Source organism: Limosilactobacillus oris DSM 4864 (genome assembly GCF_001434465.1).
In the GTDB taxonomy this organism is placed as follows: domain Bacteria; phylum Bacillota; class Bacilli; order Lactobacillales; family Lactobacillaceae; genus Limosilactobacillus; species Limosilactobacillus oris.
The window spans coordinates 15,323-35,247 of sequence record NZ_AZGE01000011.1 but is presented as its reverse complement, the minus strand read 5'-3'; the positions used below and the strand labels follow the sequence as shown (position 1 = coordinate 35,247).

The 19,925-nt window shown below is 44.1% G+C and carries 15 protein-coding genes; 14 read left to right on the top strand and 1 reads right to left on the bottom strand.

What is annotated here, in order from left to right; genetic code table 11:
- Nucleotides 1-3 precede the first annotated feature (3 nt).
- Genes FC49_RS05500 through FC49_RS05470 form a run of 7 tightly spaced genes read left to right on the top strand, consistent with a single transcriptional unit; the run spans nt 4 to nt 6,191 of the window.
- Entirely contained in the window at nt 4-765 is a 762-nt protein-coding gene (locus FC49_RS05500) for a DUF4422 domain-containing protein (protein ID WP_056984474.1), read from the top strand.
- Nucleotides 766-785: 20 nt separating this feature from the next.
- Nucleotides 786-1,715 (top strand): glycosyltransferase family 2 protein, encoded by a 930-nt coding sequence (locus tag FC49_RS05495; RefSeq protein ID WP_003715799.1) that lies wholly within the window; start codon nt 786-788, stop codon nt 1,713-1,715.
- A 9-nt stretch (nt 1,716-1,724) separates the two neighbouring features.
- On the top strand, nt 1,725-2,729 hold the full coding sequence (locus tag FC49_RS05490) for a glycosyltransferase (RefSeq protein ID WP_003715809.1): 1,005 nt from the start codon (nt 1,725-1,727) through the stop codon (nt 2,727-2,729).
- 28 nt (nt 2,730-2,757) lie between these two features.
- Nucleotides 2,758-3,984 carry a hypothetical protein gene (locus FC49_RS05485; protein WP_003715782.1) on the top strand — a complete coding sequence of 409 codons (1,227 nt, stop codon included), beginning with the start codon at nt 2,758-2,760 and terminating at the stop codon, nt 3,982-3,984.
- Nucleotides 3,971-4,591, top strand: a complete 621-nt coding sequence (locus FC49_RS05480) for a YveK family protein (RefSeq protein WP_003715757.1) — start codon at nt 3,971-3,973, stop codon at nt 4,589-4,591. The genes FC49_RS05485 and FC49_RS05480 overlap by 14 nt, the downstream gene beginning before the upstream one ends.
- Before the next feature lie 22 nt (nt 4,592-4,613).
- Nucleotides 4,614-5,384 (top strand): DUF4422 domain-containing protein, encoded by a 771-nt coding sequence (locus FC49_RS05475; protein WP_225349562.1) that lies wholly within the window; start codon nt 4,614-4,616, stop codon nt 5,382-5,384.
- On the top strand, nt 5,385-6,191 hold the full coding sequence (locus FC49_RS05470) for a glycosyltransferase (protein WP_056984473.1): 807 nt from the start codon (nt 5,385-5,387) through the stop codon (nt 6,189-6,191).
- A 52-nt stretch (nt 6,192-6,243) separates the two neighbouring features.
- On the opposite strand, the gene FC49_RS05465 is transcribed toward FC49_RS05470, so the two are convergent.
- The gene (locus FC49_RS05465) at nt 6,244-6,690 is read right to left on the bottom strand and encodes a hypothetical protein (RefSeq protein ID WP_056984472.1); all 447 of its coding nucleotides are present in this window, start codon (nt 6,688-6,690) and stop codon (nt 6,244-6,246) included.
- 257 nt (nt 6,691-6,947) lie between these two features.
- Between FC49_RS05465 and glf the strand changes: the two genes are divergently transcribed.
- The 7 genes from glf (at nt 6,948) to FC49_RS05430 (ending at nt 19,829) form a co-directional block, all read left to right on the top strand.
- Nucleotides 6,948-8,066: a UDP-galactopyranose mutase gene (gene glf / locus FC49_RS05460; protein WP_003715824.1), complete on the top strand. Its 1,119-nt coding sequence runs from the start codon at nt 6,948-6,950 to the stop codon at nt 8,064-8,066.
- A 3-nt stretch (nt 8,067-8,069) separates the two neighbouring features.
- Nucleotides 8,070-9,497: an oligosaccharide flippase family protein gene (locus tag FC49_RS05455; protein WP_003715780.1), complete on the top strand. Its 1,428-nt coding sequence runs from the start codon at nt 8,070-8,072 to the stop codon at nt 9,495-9,497.
- Nucleotides 9,498-9,681: 184 nt separating this feature from the next.
- The gene (locus tag FC49_RS05450) at nt 9,682-12,294 is read left to right on the top strand and encodes a M23 family metallopeptidase (protein ID WP_056984471.1); all 2,613 of its coding nucleotides are present in this window, start codon (nt 9,682-9,684) and stop codon (nt 12,292-12,294) included.
- A 118-nt stretch (nt 12,295-12,412) separates the two neighbouring features.
- Nucleotides 12,413-13,507: a glycosyltransferase gene (locus FC49_RS05445; RefSeq protein ID WP_034537794.1), complete on the top strand. Its 1,095-nt coding sequence runs from the start codon at nt 12,413-12,415 to the stop codon at nt 13,505-13,507.
- Nucleotides 13,507-14,451, top strand: coding sequence for a glycosyltransferase family 2 protein (locus FC49_RS05440; protein WP_003715776.1), 945 nt, complete (start codon nt 13,507-13,509; stop codon nt 14,449-14,451). Before FC49_RS05445 ends, FC49_RS05440 begins: the two co-directional genes overlap by 1 nt.
- A gap of 224 nt (nt 14,452-14,675) precedes the next feature.
- A complete protein-coding gene (locus tag FC49_RS05435) occupies nt 14,676-17,183 on the top strand; it encodes a C39 family peptidase (RefSeq protein WP_003715791.1) in 2,508 nt (835 codons plus the stop codon).
- A gap of 153 nt (nt 17,184-17,336) precedes the next feature.
- On the top strand, nt 17,337-19,829 hold the full coding sequence (locus FC49_RS05430) for a KxYKxGKxW signal peptide domain-containing protein (protein ID WP_235804878.1): 2,493 nt from the start codon (nt 17,337-17,339) through the stop codon (nt 19,827-19,829).
- Nucleotides 19,830-19,925: the final 96 nt, after the last annotated feature.

Below are 19,925 nucleotides of genomic sequence, written 5' to 3'. Positions count from 1 at the left end.
ACTGTGGACGTTAAAGTATTAGTGGCTGCACACAAGAACTACGCGATGCCAAAGGATGACTTGTACCTGCCGGTGTTTGTCGGCAAGGAGCTTCACCCGGACGTTAATCAGACTTTCCAGGGCGATAATACTGGCGACAATATCTCTACCAAAAACCCGACCTATAATGAGCTGACCGCTATTTACTGGGGCTGGAAGAACCTGGATGTGGATGCAATGGGTCTGGTTCACTATCGCCGCTACTTGAGTATGAATCACCGCAAGAGTTTGGACAGTGTACTTAGCAAGGAACAGGCAGTAAGTTTACTGTCCAACCATGATATTATTTTACCGCCCAAGCGTCGTTACTTTATTGAAAGCAACGAGTCACATTATCTGCACGCCCACCACCACGAACCTTTTGAAGTGATGCGGCGGGTGATTGCGGACAAGTATCCAGACTACTTACCGTCCTTCGAAAAGGTTATGAAGCGGACCTGGGCACATATGTTTAATATGTTCGTGATGAAAAAACAACCGTTAGATGAATACTGCACGTGGATGTTTGATGTCCTGGCTGAGGTAGAAGCGCAGACGGACATTAGTGATTACTCAGTTTACGAAAAGCGGGTCTACGGATTCTTGAGTGAACTCTTACTCGACGTTTGGCTTGACCAGCACCCACATTATTCGACTGTTGAAGTCAAGTACGTCTTTATGGAGCATACTAACTGGTTTAAGAAGGGTGGCAAGTTTATCCTGCGTAAAATCACGGGACATGCCTAGTTTTTCAGGGAGGTGTTAGTGTGGCGAAACTATCGATTGTGGTTCCCTGCTATAATGAGCAGGAGACCATTCCATTATTCTATCCGGCAGTCGAAAAAGTAGTTCGGCAAATGCCGGTGGAAACTGAATACTGGTTTGTCAATGATGGTTCGTCCGACCAGACCTTGGCAGAATTGCGGAAGCTGCATGACCAGAATCCAGAGCGGGTTCATTATGTATCATTCTCCCGGAACTTCGGTAAGGAGGCCGGCCTGTATGCTGGTCTTGAAGCGACAACCGGGGATTACGTGGTCGTCATGGATGCCGACTTGCAGGATCCGCCGGAATACCTGCCTGAGATGTATCAGGAAATTTCATCAGGTGAATATGACTGTGTGGGAATGCGGCGGACGGACCGCAAGGGAGAGGCGAAGTTTAAGTCTTTCCTCAGCAACCAGTTCTATAACGTCATCAACAAAATTTCTGATACCAAGATTGTTCCCGGCGCCCGGGACTATCGAATGATGACCCGGCAGATGGTTGACGCGGTGCTTTCTCTAAAAGAGTATAACCGTTTTTCAAAGGGCATCTTCAACTGGGTTGGTTTCAAGACTAAGTACCTGCCCTACAAGAATGTCGAGCGGGTTGCCGGGACGACTGACTGGTCGACGTGGAAACTGTTTAAGTACGCAATTGACGGGATTACCGATTTCTCTGAAGCACCGTTGTCAATTGCCACTTGGATTGGCGGCCTTTCTGCTTTTATCGCCGTAATCGGTATTATTGTAGTGGTTATTCGCCATTTTATGGCACCGGCTGGCAGTGCTTTTGGCTGGGCGTCGTTAGTTTGTATCATGCTTTTTATTGGCGGCGTACAGCTATTCTGTCTGGGAATCGTTGGTCGCTATATTGGTAAGATTTACATCCAGACGAAGAAACGGCCGATTTATATCGTGAAAGAAAAAAAGTAGGGGAAGAAAATGGTTAAGAAAGTACTGATTACTTCTGTTGATAAGGATAAAGGTAGCGGCGGTAATAAAGCCAAAAGAGATATCAAATTTTTCTTAAAAAGCAGAATGAATTTTCAAACGTTTGATATGGCAATTGATGGTTCACACAGATTTGAGAAATATTGGTTTATTAATACAAAACTCAGGTCCTACATAAAAAAAAGTCGCCCTGAGATACTATTTTTTCAGTATCCGAATCTTCACTTCTTTGTAATGAATAAATTGGTTAATATATACCGGAAATATGTGCCTAATGGCCGGATTTACTTTATTGTTCATGATATTATGGGATGGCAATTTGCCCATCGTGAAGAAATTTTAAACCAGGAAATTAGCCTGTTTAATCGCACTGATGGATTAGTGGTTCATAATGCTAAAATGAAGCAGTTTTTAATTAAACATAATGTCACAGTGCCGATGACTGAATTGCAAATCTTTGATTATGCTAATGACTACAGTTTTGCTCCTGCTTCAGATTATGCCAAAATCTGTTTTCCGGGCAATTTAGGGAAATCAACTTTTCTTGAGAAAGTAGATATTAAAACACCACTTAACATTTATGGGTCGAATCGGGCAGAAAATTATCCAGCAAACGTTAAATATTGCGGGAATTTTTCTTCTGAGGAAATTGCAGGAAAATTAAAGGAAAGTTACGGCCTAATCTGGGATGGCAATAGTGTAACAACTTGTAGCGGTTCAGTGGGTGAATATTTGAAGATTAATAATCCTCATAAAGCTTCGCTATATATTAGTGCTGGAATTCCGGTTATTGCGTGGGAAGACGCGGCTATTGCAGATATTATTAACCACTATCAAGTTGGGTTTACAATTAACAGTCTTGAAGAGATTGATACTCAAATTAAGAAATTACAATCGAAATACCAAGTGATGAAGGAAAACACAGAAGAACTTGCTAAGAAGTTACGCAATGGTGATTTTATTACTTCAGCAGTTAACCAGCTGATTGCTCAATAATCACTTGAGTTGGTAAAGGAATTGGCTTATGTTTTATCTCAGAAAAGTTAAGCAAATTAACCAGATACAGCTAAGTGGTGAGAACATTTATTTATTTGCCCTTACAGTTACTTTGGTAGTGTCTTTTTTAGCTAATACAACATTTGTTCAGTATATAGCAGTTAAAAATTTTAACCGAATTAACTATTTAATACTAGGGATTCTTGTATTGAAGATTTTTATTCTGGATAACTATCGTTGGTATGAACTGGCTGGCATATTTTTTGTTCTAGCGATTGGTGTTTATTCGTGGCGCGTTACTAATAACAATGTTTTAATGATTATGCTAACGTTTATCTTTGCTGCTAAGGGAGTTCACTTTGATAAAATTATTCACCAGTATTTTAAAGTTAATTTAACCTTGATTTTATTAGTTTCAGTTTATGCTTTACTAGGTATCATTAGGAATCTTTCCTATGTCAGAACTGATAGTAAAATAATGCGGTATGCGTTAGGAGTACTGTACCCAACAGACTATGCAGCCTATGTTTTTTATTTGATTCTTGCATACGCATTTATTAATTATAAGCGTATAGGTAAAAGACAATATCTATTATTTACTGTGATTGCTGTGGCGCTATATGCCGTTACCAATGCTAGGTTAGATACAATATTGATTTTATTGATTATTCCCATTCTTTTAGTTGCTAAAAGAGCAGGAAATAGCACGCATCGTATAAGTCGTATCTTAGCTGCTAATTATTGGTCATTAACACTGATTTTACCGTATGCTTTTGGTCTAATGACCGTCTACTTTAACCCAGCTAATTCTATATTTTGGCACCTAAATGACCTTTTATCGGGCAGATTGTTATATGGCAACATTGCCTTTCAGCAGCACCCTGTTAAATTGTTAAGCCAGAAAGTAGTTGAGCATGGTTGGGGAGGTATTCAAGGATTAAAGATGTTTAAAGATAATCAAGCGAGGTATTTCTTTATTGATTCTTCCTTTATTCGTCTACTAGTAGTATATGGTGTGGTTTTAAGTATTATAGTAATTGGAATTATGGTGATTATTTCTGTACGAGCAGAACTGCGGCAAAGCTATTTGCTTCCAGCTATTATATTGCTGATTACATTGAGTAGTCTGATTGACCAGCACCTGTTAGAAATATCGTTCAACCCGTTTTTACTGGCCTTCTTAGCAAATGGAGTTGTCGTTACCTCATCGTGTAAATCAGCAACTGAAAGGGATGTACTAAGTGAAAAAGTATAGTGTAAGTGAAATTAAGAAAATTATCGGTAAGAATCTATTAGTGATTATTTTGTTTGGCCTTGTCTTTGGAGCAGCCTTTGGTTTAGTCGCTAAACACCGTCAAAGCACGGACTATATTGCTTCTCGGAATATGATTGTTAGTCACAGTTTTAATAAGGCAACTAACAAAAGCAGCTTGGTTGAAGCTGATCGTGAACTAATCCCTACTTATCAATCAATTTTAAAAGATGAAGCAGTGGCAAAAGCAGCTCGTCAGTACTTGCCTAAGAAAATCAGGAAAGACTACAAAGCAGATGATATTTTAGAAAGTGTGACCAGTTCATCGAAGCCTACATCATTAATTATTACTATTCATGCCAAAACGGACGATGCCAAAACATCGATTGCGATTGTTAATGCTATGGGAAAAGCCTTCCAAAAGAAGCTTCCACAAATTGATAAGAACGCGGGGAGTGTTTCTTTGCTGAGCAAGGCTAATGAAGAGAATGTGGATACGATAACCAAGCCTTCTGCCAAGAAGTATGCAGTAGTTGGTGCGGCTTTAGGTGTTTTGGTTGGGATGATTCTTTCTTTTTCTGTTACTAGCGTAAGACATTTTACAAAGTAGATAGGGGAAACTTACCGTGACAATGTATGTTATTACACATAAAGACTTTGATTATCCGCTTCCGGAGCATTACTCTGCGTTATTAGTTGGTGCTAACCAAAATCAGGCTCAAAACAATTATTTAAAGGATAACATTGGTGAGAACATTTCAGATAAAAACGCAAGTTATTGTGAATTAACCGGGATATACTGGATTTGGAAGAATCAAAGTGATAGTAATGTTGGCATTAGCCATTATCGACGGTATTTTGCTGATTACTCTTCATACAACCACATGGTATTTACTGATTTGTTTACAGGTAAATTAAGACCTGTATCAACTGAGAAACTGGACCGCTACTTACTAGATTATGATTGGATTGTGGCTCAACCAATGCGGATGGTTGAGCCAACTGTAAAGGAACAGTTTATGTCCAGTCATCACCCGCAGGACTTGAAAACAACCAGAAAGATTATTGCTGAATTGTTCCCTGAGTATCTAGCCGACTTTGACGCGGTGATGGGACAGAGTAAAGCCTCTTTCTATAATATGTTTTATACTACAAAAAAAGAGCTTGCTGAGTATAGTAAGTGGCTGTTTACGGTTTTATTTGCCGTAGAGAAAGAGGTTGATATTTCAACTTATAGTGGTTATCAAAAACGTTTATTTGGTTTCCTGGGTGAGCGGCTCTTAAATGTGTGGCTGCATCATAGGCAGGGTAAGATTAAATATTTACCAGTCTATAATAGTTCAGCAACTAGTCGAATTGATGCTGCACGGGATATAAAACATACTATTTTAAGGTGGAACTAAATGGAACAGCAGAAACCTGACTTTTCACTGATTACGATTGTGAATAAGGAACCGGTTTATAAGGAGTTCAAACAGAATTTACAAACGCAACAGGATATTGACTACGAGCTGATAAAAATTCAAAATGATCATCACCAATACGAATCAGCTCGGGCAGCCTATAATGCAGCAGTGAAAAAGTCAACTGGGAGACACCTGATTTTTCTCCATCCGGATATTCGTTTTACAGACAAGGAAAGTCTCCACGATATTGTCAATCAAGCGCTTGGTTTGCCTAATCGTGGGATAGTTGGGATTGCAGGAGTTCCGGCAAACGTGGGTGCGTACCATATCCTGACCACAATGCGACAGGGGACTGTTCCACAAAAAGTGGGTGACGCAATTCAAAAACCAACTCCTGTTCAAACAGTGGATGAGTGCTTTTTCATAATGGATCGTCATACTTGGGAACAACAGCCTTTTTCCGACATTAAGGGATGGCACCTGTACGCGGTTGAAGAATGCTTGCGTGCTGAGATAGCTGGTAAGACAAATTATGTCGTACCTGCTCGGGTTTGCCATGTCTCCGATGGTGTATCCGAAAATTGGAATTATGTTCAGGCTGGCCGCCAGATTGTGGAGCGGTATGGTGCTGAGTTTCCGGTAATCAACACGACGGTTTACAAGTGGAATACTCGGGGATTAAGAAAGCATTATATGCCGCTTTTCCACTATCTTGATCACCAGGCGGAGAGAAAACTTAGAACATCACCATGGCTCCATGATACAGCTAAGCGTATAAAGCACTTGTTCGTTAAGCCCTGGTAATAAAAAAAGAGTCATCTTTGCAACAGATGACTCTTTTTTTTATTACCAATATTTAGTTTTGCTTAACGATTTGCGCATTGCTTGGCAAGCTTCCGGACCAGTCCTTGTAGGTTACTCCAGATTGGTTAGGAGAAGTCTGCCGGTCTATCCCATCACTGTCAACGTGGTGGGTAATCCCGTTTTCGTCGGTCCAGACAGCGACGTCATTCAGTCCCAATTGCTTTTGGCTAGATGATTGGCTGCTGGAAGAAGTCGAGCTCTCGCTATCATTAGTCGTGGCATTGCTGTTAGCAGAGTTGGAATTTTCGTCAGATTCGCTCTGACTGCTCTTCTTGTGTGAAGACTTATCTTTATTACTGCTCTTCTTGACCACCTTAGTGACCTTGTCTTTAGAAGTGGATGACTTTGAAGAATCATGGTTAGAACCACAACCGGCTAACCCGAACGCTAAAGTCAACACTAATAGTCCAGAGAAAACGAGGCGTTGTAATTTCTTCATATGATGATGTCTCTCCTATAAAAAAATTTAATTTTACCGTAACTATACTAATCGGCTTGTTGATAGTATAATTATAGCATTTGCAAGAAATATTCGTCCACCGCCAGCCTTTGCAACTGAACGGTGACATGAATCATAAAGCATTGTAACATTAACGGCAATCAGCATTCAATCGAAAACCAGGGTGGTTGCCGAGATTTAAAACAATAGTAAAATATTTGTAGTAAAAGAAATTAGAACGGATAAGGAGAATGGTTATGAAGAAGTACGATTATTTAGTTGTCGGTGCCGGCCTGTTTGGTGCCACCTTTGCTTATGAGGCGGCCAAGCGGGGCAAGCACGTCAAGGTAATTGAAAAGCGTCCCCACATTGCCGGAAACATCTATACGAAGGAGGTTGACGGCATCCAGGTCCACCAGTACGGCGCCCACATTTTCCATACTTCTAATCAAAAGATTTGGGACTATGTCAACCAGTTTGCTGATTTTAACCGCTACACCAACAGTCCCGTTGCCAACTACAAGGGTGAAATGTACAACCTGCCTTTTAACATGAACACCTTTAACGAGATGTGGGGGGTACGGACCCCGGCCGAGGCGCTTGCCAAAATCGACGAACAGCGGCAGGAGATGGCGGGGAAAAAGCCACAAAATTTGGAGGAACAGGCAATTTCGCTGATTGGCCGGGATATTTATGAAAAGCTGATCAAGGGTTACACTGAGAAGCAGTGGGGGCAGAAGGCTACTGAGCTACCGGCCTTTATCATCCGCCGCTTGCCGGTTCGGCTAACCTACGATAATAACTACTTCAATGACAGTTACCAGGGGATCCCAATGGGCGGGTACACCCAGATTGTCGAACGAATGCTGGAGAGCGACCTGATTGACGTAGCGGTCAACACCGACTTCTACGACCACCGGGATGACTATCTAGCCTCTGCCGACAAGGTCGTCTTTACCGGTCCAATTGACCAGTTCTTTGACTACCGGCTGGGTGAGCTGCAATACCGGAGCCTCCGCTTTGAAACTGAGGAAAAGCCAGTGGGCAACTACCAGGGGAATGCGGTAATCAACTACACCGATGCCGAAACGCCTTATACGCGAGTCATCGAGCACAAGCACTTCGAATTCGGCAAGGGTGACAAGGGTAAGACAATCGTGACCCGTGAATATCCAGCTGACTGGCACCGGGGTGACGAGCCATATTACCCGGTCAATAACCAGGAAAATAATCAGCTCTACGCGAAGTACCAAGAACTGGCTAAGGAGCAACCAAACGTTATCTTTGGCGGCCGGCTTGGTCAGTACCGTTACTACAACATGGATCAAGTCATCGCGGCAGCGTTAAAGACCGTCGCAAAGGAGTTCGACGAGTAAACAATGAAGGTAATTAAAAATTATCTCTATAATGCTGGCTACCAGATCCTCAATATGGTTCTGCCCCTGATTACGGTACCCTATATTTCACGGGTGCTGGGGGCGCACGATGTTGGAATCAATGAATACACTAACAGTTGGGTGACCTTCTTTTACCTGATGGGGCAGATGGGGATTACCCTCTACGGTAATCGGGAAGTTGCCTATCACCGTGAAGATATCTATGAACGGTCGCGAACTTTCTGGGGAGTTGAGGCATTACAATTATTGACGATTTCTGCGTCATTAATTGCGTACCTTGTGGCCGTCTTTCTATTTAGTACGACTTTTCAGCACTACTTTCTTCTCCAGGCCGTGTGGATTATTGCAGCTGGTTTAGATGTTTCTTGGTATTTCATGGGCCTGGAAAACTTCCGAGTGACCGTGGTGCGTAATACACTAGTAAAATTAGCGTCAATTGTCTTGATCTTTACAGTGGTTAAGGATGCTGGTGATTTGAGCAAGTACATTTTAATTCTTGGGGGAGCCCAGCTGTTTGGAAATCTAACCTTATGGCCATATCTTCGCGATAACATTGTCTGGGTTAAGATTCGAGAATGGCACCCTTTTAGCCACTTCTATCCAGCCTTGCTTCTCTTCATTCCAACCATCACCACTCAGGTATACCTTGTCCTTAACCGGTTGATGCTAGGAAGAATGTCGACTCAGGCTTCTCTGGGAAACTTTGGTCAGGCCGATAAAATTGTCAAATTTGTCTTGGCAATTGTTACGGCAACGGGGACGGTGATGTTACCTCACGTTGCCAGCAAGTTTGCTAAAGGGGATGTCAAGGGGGTTCGAGCAAGTCTCTATTCGTCTTTCAATTTTGTTTCAGCAATTTCAATTCCAATGATGTTTGGCCTGATGGCGATTGCCAAGAGTTTTGCACCATGGTTTTTGGGTGCCGACTTTAACATGGCTGGTGAAATAATGTTTTTAGAAGCCCCGATTATTGTCTTGATTGCTTGGAGCAATGTAACTGGGGCACAGTATTTGATGCCGGTTAACCGTGTTAAGGAATTTACAACTTCTGTGACGATTGGTGCGGTTAGTAACATCGTCTTTAACCTCTTTCTGATTGGCGGTTGGGGAGCAAATGGTGCAGCTGTAGCAACGGTTTGCTCTGAGTTCCTGGTGGCTGCAAGTCAGATTATAATGATTCGGCATACAATCCGTCGCCGGTTGATGTTCAAAGAAGTCTGGAAATATTTCCTATGCGGTTTATTAATGTACTTAGTAGTTAGTCGCTTGTGTCTTATCATCAATATGTCAGTTTCTAATCTGATTTTGGAAGTGGTCGTGGGAATCTTAATCTACTCAATCGGCTTAGTAGTAACTAAAGCCTCAATCTTAGATGAAGCAAAGAATCTATTAGCATCAAAACGGAAATAAATTATTATTGCTAATCTGTTACAGATTTTTTAAAAGATATTGACTAGATTAGTTCAAAACAGCTATAAGTGCTGTCGTATCAGGCATTTATAGCTGTTTTTTATGATTGCATTAAGATTTGCAATCTGGGACTAAGACGGTTATCTTATTAGTTAGCGTTAATAAATCAACCGAAGTTTGATATTTGGAGGAAAGTACTATTTTTAACCTTAAAAATTTCAAAAGCAAAATTTTACCAACAATCACCGTCTGTGGGAGTGCATTGTTCTTAATGCACGGTAAGGTTTCTGCTGACCAGATTGATAATACTAACCAAAAACAAGCTAGTGTTCAAACACTAGACCAAAACAACGCAAACACTAATGGCAGCTCAAATGCTGATAATAATACTAACAATACAGAAGATACTAATGCTCCAGCAACTAGTCAGGCAGTAGCTAATGGACAAAAGGTTGCTAACCAAGCAAACTCAGCTACTGAAAATACTACTGACCAGTCTGGTGCCAACAAGCAGGCAACGACTGACAATAGTCAAGAAACGGTTACCTATGATACGAAGGATAATGGTAACTACGCTGCCGTTGATAATGCTTCATTAAACACTAACGGTCAGTTAAACATTAATGGCTGGCATGCTACTAACGACTCTAAGGATAAGCCATACCATTATGTGATTATTTTGGATCAGGATAATAAGGAAATTGCGCGGCAGAACATCACTGATAATGCTGTTGCACGTCCTGATGTTCAAAAGGCCCATAATGTTTATGGAGCAGGACAGTCAGGTTTTAACGTTCAGTTTAACTTGTCAAAAGAAGCTTTAGCCAACACTAGTTCGATTCGGGTCATCAGTCGTTACAGTAGCGACTTATATGGTAACCAGAATAATGTTGATTATTGGTTTGCACCAATTACTATTGACCGGAAAAACTACGGCTACTTGGACACCGTTGCGGTCAGTGATGGTCAATTAAACATTGGTGGCTGGAACACTACTAACCAAGCTGCTGACAAGCCGTACCATATCATTATGATTATTGATCAAACGACTGGGCAAACCGTTGCACAGCAATTAGTTACTGACGGAACGCAACGGGACGATATTGCTCGTGCGTACAGCCAGATCGATGGGGCGGGACAGTCAGGTTTTAACGTTCACTTCAGCTTAAAACAGTTGAACTTGAACCATAAGTTGCAAGTAGTAAGTCGTTACTCAACTAGCAAGGATGGCCTTGGCAAGAATGTTGATTACTACTTCACGCCAATCACCACTGGGAATTATACTAATCAGGGTAGTTTAGACAGTTTCGATGTCAGCAACGGTAAGCAACTGACCATTAGCGGCTGGCATGCGGATGACATTACTAAGTTGGAAAGCAACCACTTCTTGATTTTATTTGACAATACCGCAAATAAGCAAGTGGCATCAGTTAAAGCAGCGGCGGTTGCTCGGCCAGATGTTGCTCGTGCTTTCCCATCTGTTGCTACCGCAGGCCAGTCTGGCTACAAGGTCAGCTTTGACTTAGCAGGAATTAACCTTGTACCGGGGCATTCCTATTCAGTAGTAAGTCGTTACTCGACAAGTGCGGATGGTAATGGTGACGGTGGTCAGTACACTGATTACTGGTTTAACCCTATTAAGTACAGTCAGCAAGCTAGTGCGATTGACAGCATTAAGACAACCAAGGATGGGGTACAAGTTAGCGGTTGGATGGCTAGTGATTACGCTGCTGGTTATAACAACGCCTATGTTTTGATCATGAACAATGGGAAGGAAGTTGCACGGCAAAAGGTAGACTTGATTGCTCGGCCGGATGTTGCTAAGGCATTTCCTAACTTATACAACAGTGCTAATAGTGGTTTCAACACTGTTGTAAAACTCAACCCTACTCAGTTAACTGGAAATATGCAGGTCCTGCTTCGGTTCTCTAAGTCTGCGGACGGAAATACTGATTGCATAGACCAGTGGAGTAAGGATTACTCTACTAGTGCAGGTGCTTTTGATGAAATTAATGTGCTTGATAACAGTATCTACGTTAGCGGTTGGCATACTAGTGAACAGACAGCTGATAAGCCATACCAGTTCTTAATCTTTATTGATCAAAATACTGGCAAAGAAATTTACCGTCAGCAGGTTCTAGACACAAACAATAGCCGTCCTGATCTTGCTAAGGTATGTCCACAAATTCTTAACAGTGATAAGGCAGGGTTTAAGCTTGGCTTTACGCTTCCTTCTAGCCTAGACCACCATACTGTCCGGATTATTCACCGTTTTACGAATGATGTTTATGGAAACGGAAATGCAGTGGATATGTGGTCTGACCCAGTTTCCATCCATAACAACCGCTGGGCATGGCCATTCCCATCCGTTGGTGAAGGTCACTTCATGGGCGCCCAACTATTCGGGGTTAATGCTGGTGGTGAATTCCGGCAAAACGGCTTCCACGACGGTCTGGACTTTGGTGCTTACGATCACCCTGGTACTCAAGTTCATGCTATCCACAGTGGGACGATTGTTGGTGTTGGCTACACAGCTGGCTTGGACTGGTACGTCTTGGAAGACACTGGTGAATACCTGATTGTTTACCAAGAAGCCTTCTCTAACCGTGGTAACATCAACGTTACTCCGGGTCAAAAGATCGAAGTCGGGGACGTTATCGGTAACCGTGACACCTCTCACGTTCACATCGGTATTACCCGTGAACATAACTTTAACCGGGCCCTGGCTAAGTCATTTACCAACGATGGTACTTGGCTGAACCCACTGGAAATCATCCGGAATGGTCTGAACGGTTAATACTAATAAGTGCTAATAATGTGACGTTTTCTATGATGGGAAGCGTCACATTTTTTATTTACAGGAAGGAATGAGTGTGAAATAATGCAAGAGGTTAATAGTGGAGGGAATGAATCATATGAAGAAAGGCTTGCTCTTAGTCCCCTTTATGACAGGAAAAGGTGGTACGGAAACCGTAATTAAAAACTTGTTTACCGCCTATAATCAATCAGCGAACCGGCATGATTATCAGCTACGGATATATTCGATTGGTGGTAGTAATGATTATGCCTGGGCACAACCGGTGGAAAAAGTAACAATTAAGCGCATTAGCAACTACCGGTTAGGCCGGACGTTGTACTACCTAACTTGTCTGCCGGGGTATCTTTTGCGGGTAATTAAACGGGAACGACCAGACTTTATTATTTCAACGAACCCGGTGATGTGGTTTTTAGCGTACCGGATTGTGCATTTATTAAAGTTAAAAACAAGGGTCATTGCCTGGTATCACTATTCACTCCAACGGAAACCAGTACGTCCGTTGTTCTTGCACGCTGCTGATGATTATTTGGCCATTAGTGATGCGATTAGTGAAGAATTAGTGCGGGCCGGGATTGCACGTGAGCATGTTTATACTATCTACAACCCAATTACGACTGACCAGACGGTGGTTCAACGACCGCTTGCTGGGCCAGCCCGTTTCATCTACCTGGGGCGGTTGGACCTGGATGGGCAGAAAAACCTGCGAGACTTAATTTCTGCTTGCCGACTGTTGCGGGGAGAGTGGCGGCTAGACCTCTATGGTGACGAGACGAATGCTCAGGCAGTCAAAGACTTTGTTCGAGAGCAGCATCTTGAGCCGCAAATCAGTTTTCGGGGGTTTGTTGCCAACCCATGGCAGCAAATCAAACAGGCGTCGGCGTTGGTCCTTTGTTCCAACTTTGAGGGCTATCCAATGGTTCTGGCGGAGGCAATGTCGCATGGCGTATTTTGTATTGCCTCGGATATTGACGGTTCCAATGAGCTTGTTACACCATCTAATGGTAGCCTATATAAATTACACGATTATCAGGACTTGGCTGCCAAAATGCAAGCGGTAATTGATGCTCCACAGAAAATGCCGGCACAAAAGCAAATTCAGACTACTGTTGAGAAATTATTGCCGCAGGAGTATCTCCACCGCTTTAACCAGGCAATTGCAAGCATTTTAAAGGAAAAAGACGGGGTGAAGTAATGAATAAGAAAGTAGCAATTTTGATGTCGACCTATAACGGGGAACGCTACTTGGCGGAACAAATCCAGTCAATTATTGACCAGTCCTATCCGAATTGGACATTGTATATCCGGGATGACGGTTCTACCGACCGCACGCAGGAAATCATTAAGAAGTATGCTAACCAGAATCCCCGAATCGTCTTCTTTAACGAGGGGCGGGTTGAGAACGTCGGGGTGGTACGCTCGTTTATGGAGTTGCTGGAGAAGACGAGTGCTGATTGCTATATGTTTAGTGACCAAGATGACGTTTGGCTAGCTGATAAGGTAAAAGATACGTTAGCCAAATTAGAGCAGAATGAGCCGGGACCAGTTTGCGTTTTTACTGACTTGGAAATTGTTGACCAAGACCTCAAACCAATTCGGCGGATGAATGGGGATAACATCTGGACGGATTTTCGGTTATTGCTCTTTTCTAACTGTGTTACTGGCTGCACAATGATGATAAACGAGGCGTTGAAGCAATTAATTCATTTCAAAACGCTTGATTATCGGTACGTCTATATGCACGACTGGTGGATTGGCTTGCTTGCGGCTGCGTTTGGCAAGCTGGTCTACCTTAACCAGCCAACGATTCAGTACCGGCAGCATGGTGACAACGTGGTGGGAAGCAGTAAGAAGAATACCCTGGGCCACGTTCTGTACCGTTTGACCCATTTGAAGCCGGAACGAAAACGGGCGCGGGAAGCGATTAATATTATCTATGAATTTAACCGGGAGTATCCGGGACAGCTAACTGGGATGGATCAGCGTTATGTTCAGGAATACGCTCGGCTAAAGCAGCGGAGCTCTGTCGGATATAATATAAGGCTGTGCTTACGACTAGCGCCGCCACGACTGACCACCAAGCAGAAATTTTTCTTTAGCTACTTGATGATAATGTTTCCAAGAGATTTTGTGGATTAGGTAAGTAGCCTTTATGCTAATAACTACTTGAAATGATTGGCAGAGTTTACCATTTGAACCTTGACAATCATTTTTGCTTCAGCATTGTTTATGTTACATGGTAAAAAATTGTAATGCGATTTCAGTGAAATTTTCATTTAATGTGATTTATTGCTAACGGATGCAGAGTAAAAAACTACGATGCTGTATAATAAAAGCATTAAATTAGAATCGGGGGAGAATAGATGTTTAAGGAGCACAAAAAGTTATATAAGGCGGGAAAGCATTGGCTTGTAGCGACACTGACAGTCCTTTCAATGGGAGTCATAATGGCAGCTGCTACCGCTCATGCCGACACAGCTACCTTTACTGAAGCGACTACTCCTACTGCGCAAGTTCAGGAAAGTAAACAAGAGCAAGCAGCTGAGCAACCCAATCTGGCAGATCAAGGGAATTACGCGCACTTGGATCGTCAGTCCGTAAATGATCAGGGACAGTTAAACGTCGATGGCTGGCATGCTAGTAATGGGTCGATTGACCGGCCGTACCACTATATCATCGCGCTTGACCCAGCTACCAATCGGGAAATTGCCCGGCAAAATGTTACTGATCAAGCCGTAGCACGTCCCGATATACAACGGTCCTTCAACGTTGCCGGTGCGGGGCGGTCCGGCTTTAACGTGAACTTTGATTTGAAGGACCAGCTGGCAAACTTATCAAGTGTCCAAATTATCAGTCGGTATAGCGCTGACCAGGCAGGCAACGTCAATAATTTCGATTACTGGTTCGCACCGATTGTGATTAATCGGTCTAACATCGGTAATTTAGACCGGGCAGTAGTAAAAAACGATGAATTAGAGGTTGCTGGTTGGCACGCTACTAACTTGGCAGCGGACAAGCCATATCACTACGTTATCCTGCTTGACCGGACGACTGGCAAGGAAGTTGGCCGGCAGCTGATTCAGCAAATGGTGGCTCGGCCGGATATTACGCGAGCTTTTCCGGGAATTTATCGGGCGGGTCAATCCGGCTTTTTAGCTCAATTTAAGATTGCGGGACTGAACTTCCATCACCAATTGCAGATAGTTGACCGTTATAGCAAAGCAGCTGATGGCAATACGGATAACATTGATTACTGGTTTACGCCGTTCACCAGTACAGACTATGTTAATGCTGGCTACCTTGACGCTTATAATCTTGCTGACCGGAAAAAGATTACGGTCAGCGGCTGGCATGCCAATGACATTTCACAGTTTGAATCAAACCATTTTTTGATTTTGTTTGATAACACTGCTAAGCGTCAGGTGGCGGTGACGAGAGCAACAACTGTGGCCCGTCCTGATATTGCAAACATTTACCATAATCTCAAAACTGCCCGCCAGTCCGGCTTTTCTGGCAGCTTTGATTTAGGCGACGCTCAGCTGATTGGCGGCCATTCCTACTCGGTAGTCAGCCGGTATTCGACCAGCGACCAGGACAATGGTGGCGGTGGTCAGTGCACGGATTATTGGTTCACCCTTCCGACGCTCAACCAGCGGGCGTTTAATATTGAATCGCAGGAGATGACCAAGGCGGGCTTGAAGGTCAGCGGCTGGATGGTCAGCGACTATTCGGCGGGCCGCCCCTATACCTACCTCATCCTCCTCAACGACGGTAAGGAAATTGGTCGCCAGGCGGTTACTCTGACGGCCCGCCCTGACGTCGGCAAGGTGTATGCCCATACCTACGGGAGTGCGGTCAGTGGTTTTTCAACCCTGATTAAGCTTGTCAATCCGGCAGTTGCTAACGGGAAGCTCAGTCTGGTTCTCCGTTTTTCTGCTGACCAGTATGGCAACGTTAACGATGATGACCAGTTTACCGTCAGTCATGATACTAACCAGTCTGGCTTTGACAAGGTCAGCGTCGACCCGTATAACAACACGATGTACGTGAGCGGTTGGCACGCAAGCAACGCGGTGGCGGATAAGCCCTACCAATACCTGATTTTCCTAGGCAACAATGGTCGTGAGTTATACCGGCAGCGGGTTTTAGATATTAATCGCAGTCGTCCGGACATTGCTAAGTATGCTGGTTATCTTTTGAATAGCAGTACGTCTGGCTACCAGCTTGGCTTTGATCTGCCAGATAATATGAGGCACCAGTGGGTAACCGTTATTCACCGTTTTACCGACGATATCAATGGTAATGGTCATGCGGTTGACGCTTACTCGAACAGCTTCTTCGTTAATTCAGGAGCAATTTTGCAGAGAGATGCTGCGGGGAGAATTATTGGTGCAATCAACAATGCCGAAGTTATCTGCCAGAACCCCGAGCTGCCGACAGGGTGCGAAATGACGGCGGTCACGATGATGCTCCGTTACGCCGGGGTCAATATCAACAAGTTCCAAGTGGCCAATGAAACGCCACGAAGTTCAAATGGTAACTACGGCTTTGTTGGCAACCCATACAGCGTTACTGGCTGGTGGGTCTTCCCAACCGGGATTGCGCCGGTGGTTCAGCGCCACTTGGGCACCAGCCAGGTGATGACTGGGGCTTCTCTAGCTGCTATCCAGGACAAGCTCAACATCGGCCACCTGGTCGTAGTGTGGATGGCGAACATGAACGGCTTTGTCAACCACGCCATCACCCTGACTGGTTACAACGCTAATGGTTTCTTCTACAACAACCCGTGGACCGGCCGCAAGGAAGCGATGTCCTATGGTGAATTCTATGGTCACTGGAACGCAGACGCGCAACGGGCTTTAAGTTATTAAATAAACTGAGATGGTGCTCGCAAATTTGCGGGTACCGCTTTTTATTTTAAAGTTTTTTATGCGGCAACTAGGGAAATATGGGTGTAGACCTTGAGATTTTAAAAGGGAGGGGTAGAATGAAAAGCGTTTATCTTTAGGTGGGAGGAAAGCAAAATGACTGAGCATAAGAAAATGTATAAAGCTGGCAAGCGCTGGGTAGTCGCCACATTGACGGTTGCCAGCATTGCAGTCGCAGGGACGACAGTGAACAGCCAGGTTGCCCATGCCGACACGGTTAGTGGGACTGAAACTCAACAGGTAAGCAACGACGGCAACTTCAGTGCCCCGGTTACCGGGACCGCCACTCAACAGGCAGAGGACACTAGTGCAAGCAACGCTAGTGATGATGACAATGATCCGCGGATTAAAGTAATTAGTGGGGACATGAACAAGGCCGCGCGGGCCTCTTACGAAAAACAGGCGCAGGAAGCGCAACAGCAAATAAATGAATATAATAACGGAATTGAGCAACTAAAAGAACAACAAACCAAGAATGAACAAGCAGTCACTTATGACCAAGAGCAAATCAATCAAGGAAACCAGCAACTAAACCAATTAAGATCAGCTAAGCTTAGTAAGCAAAAAGATCTTCACGCGCAGTTAGAAGAAAACATCGAGCAAAGGAAAGAGTGGTCTGCACACATTGCTGAGCTCAGAAGCGAGTGGCATAAATTATACGACGTTTATCAGAAGGCTCATGTTCAGAGTGAAAAATTATATGACTTGTATTTCCACCAAGGTCATACTGAGCTCAGAGAGGAGTACAATAAAGCGAACAAGGTAGATCAGGATGCCTATAAGGCATTTCAGGAAAAGCAAGACGCAGTCATACATGAAACCAAAACGGTTGAGCTTACCCAAAAGGGCACACAGCTTTCTAATCAGATGATGGCACTTGCTAATGACCACAATCCATATCTACCGGAGGATAAGGATAAGTACGAGCAAGCACAAAAGCAGGTTGAAACATATACGACGCAACTCAAAAATGAGCAAGCGACTAAAGTCAATCTAGCTAGTAAAATAAGTACCCTCCAGGCTAAACTTAATAATGCAGAGCTTCAACTCTCTAATGCAAATGGAATGATTGACGTCTATACGCCATGGTATAAGGTCGAGAAAAAGGTTACTCAGACGATAATCTTCAATCTACCGGATGGTACCCAAAGACCTGTTTTACGAGTGGGGACACTTGATGGGATTAAGCGGGTTCCAACAAATGGACCAGTTAGCTATGAATGGCCCACATCAAAATGGCCTGCTTTTACTGCTCCTTGGAACTTTGGCGACGAGTACATTGTTCCATCGGTTCCAGCTCAAACGGTATATAGCAATACGCCCGACCAAACCATTACCCTCAGCTACACCGTCGCTAAGGATTTTGCCAAAGAAAATTACGGTAAGCTCACTTCCGTAATCATTACCCCTTCAAACGGCTCTACAATGGCCCGCCTCGGCCTCGAAGGCTGGCACGTTGCCGACGCTAGCCGAGTATTAAAGTATGCTTACATTATCATCAAAGATCAAAAAACTGGGGAGATAGTTGCCGAAACAAGCTACGCGCCATTAGCCAGCCAGGATGCTCAACAAGCCTACCCGAAGATTGCTAATAGTAATCAAGCTAAATTTAGCGTTGTTTTAAACATTCCCCTCAAGAATTTAAATGATCCTCTGGGGGTCATCGCCCGTTATACAAACGGCGATAGTTATGATACCGGAAGTTTGAATGCTGATTACTCGTTTGGACCGATTAAGGCCGATATGGGTAGCCACGCCTGGCTGGACCAGTGCGCTTTTGTGAACGGGAAATTACATGTTGCTGGTTGGCACGCTACCAACCAGGCTCCAGGCGCTACCCATACGATTATTCTGTTTGATGCGACCCGCCATTGTGAAATTGGCCGAACTACCGCGGGTAATGATTTAAGGAATGATGTTCAAGCCGTTTACCCGACAATCTATAATGCTGGCTATTCAGGCTTTTCCGCCGACTTTGATGTTACCCCGGGCGTGGTTGGTGACCAGTTGCAAATCGTTTCCCGTTGGAGTGGCAATGATACCAATACCAACTACGTAGACTATTGGTTCCCGGCAAAACTAATGATGAGTGGCGAAGACAATAATGCCTACCTTGACCAAGCCAAGGTTATCAACAACCACTTCACCGTTGCCGGCTGGCACGCCACTAACCAAGCAGCTGGACGCCAGTATCACACGATTATCCTCTTCGATGCTAGTCAGAATCGCGAGTTAACCCGGATTAGCGTTACCCCAGCCGAACGAGCTGACGTCGCCAGAGCCTTCCCGCAAATTTTCAACGCCGGTGAGTCCGGTTTCAACGTCAGCTTTGACCTTCTGCCCGAAATGGCAACCGATAATATCCAGATTATTTCACGTTGGAGCAAGTCCCAGGACGCCAATACCGACTATGTGGACTACTGGTTCGCCCCGCTCCGGCTCTTAACTGATGATAACAAGGCCGCCCTTGATCAGATCAGTTTGCCAACAACCAGCTCCAAGTCGCTGGCTGGCATGCTGCTAATCAAGCGGTCGGGCGTCCATATCACACGATTATTATCTTTGACGCCAGGCAGCACCGTGAGTTAGGGCGCAAAACGGTTAGTTTAACGGAACGGAATGACGTTGCCCGTGCATTTCCCCAAATCATAACTGCCGGAAAGTCTGGCTTTAATGCCAGCTTTG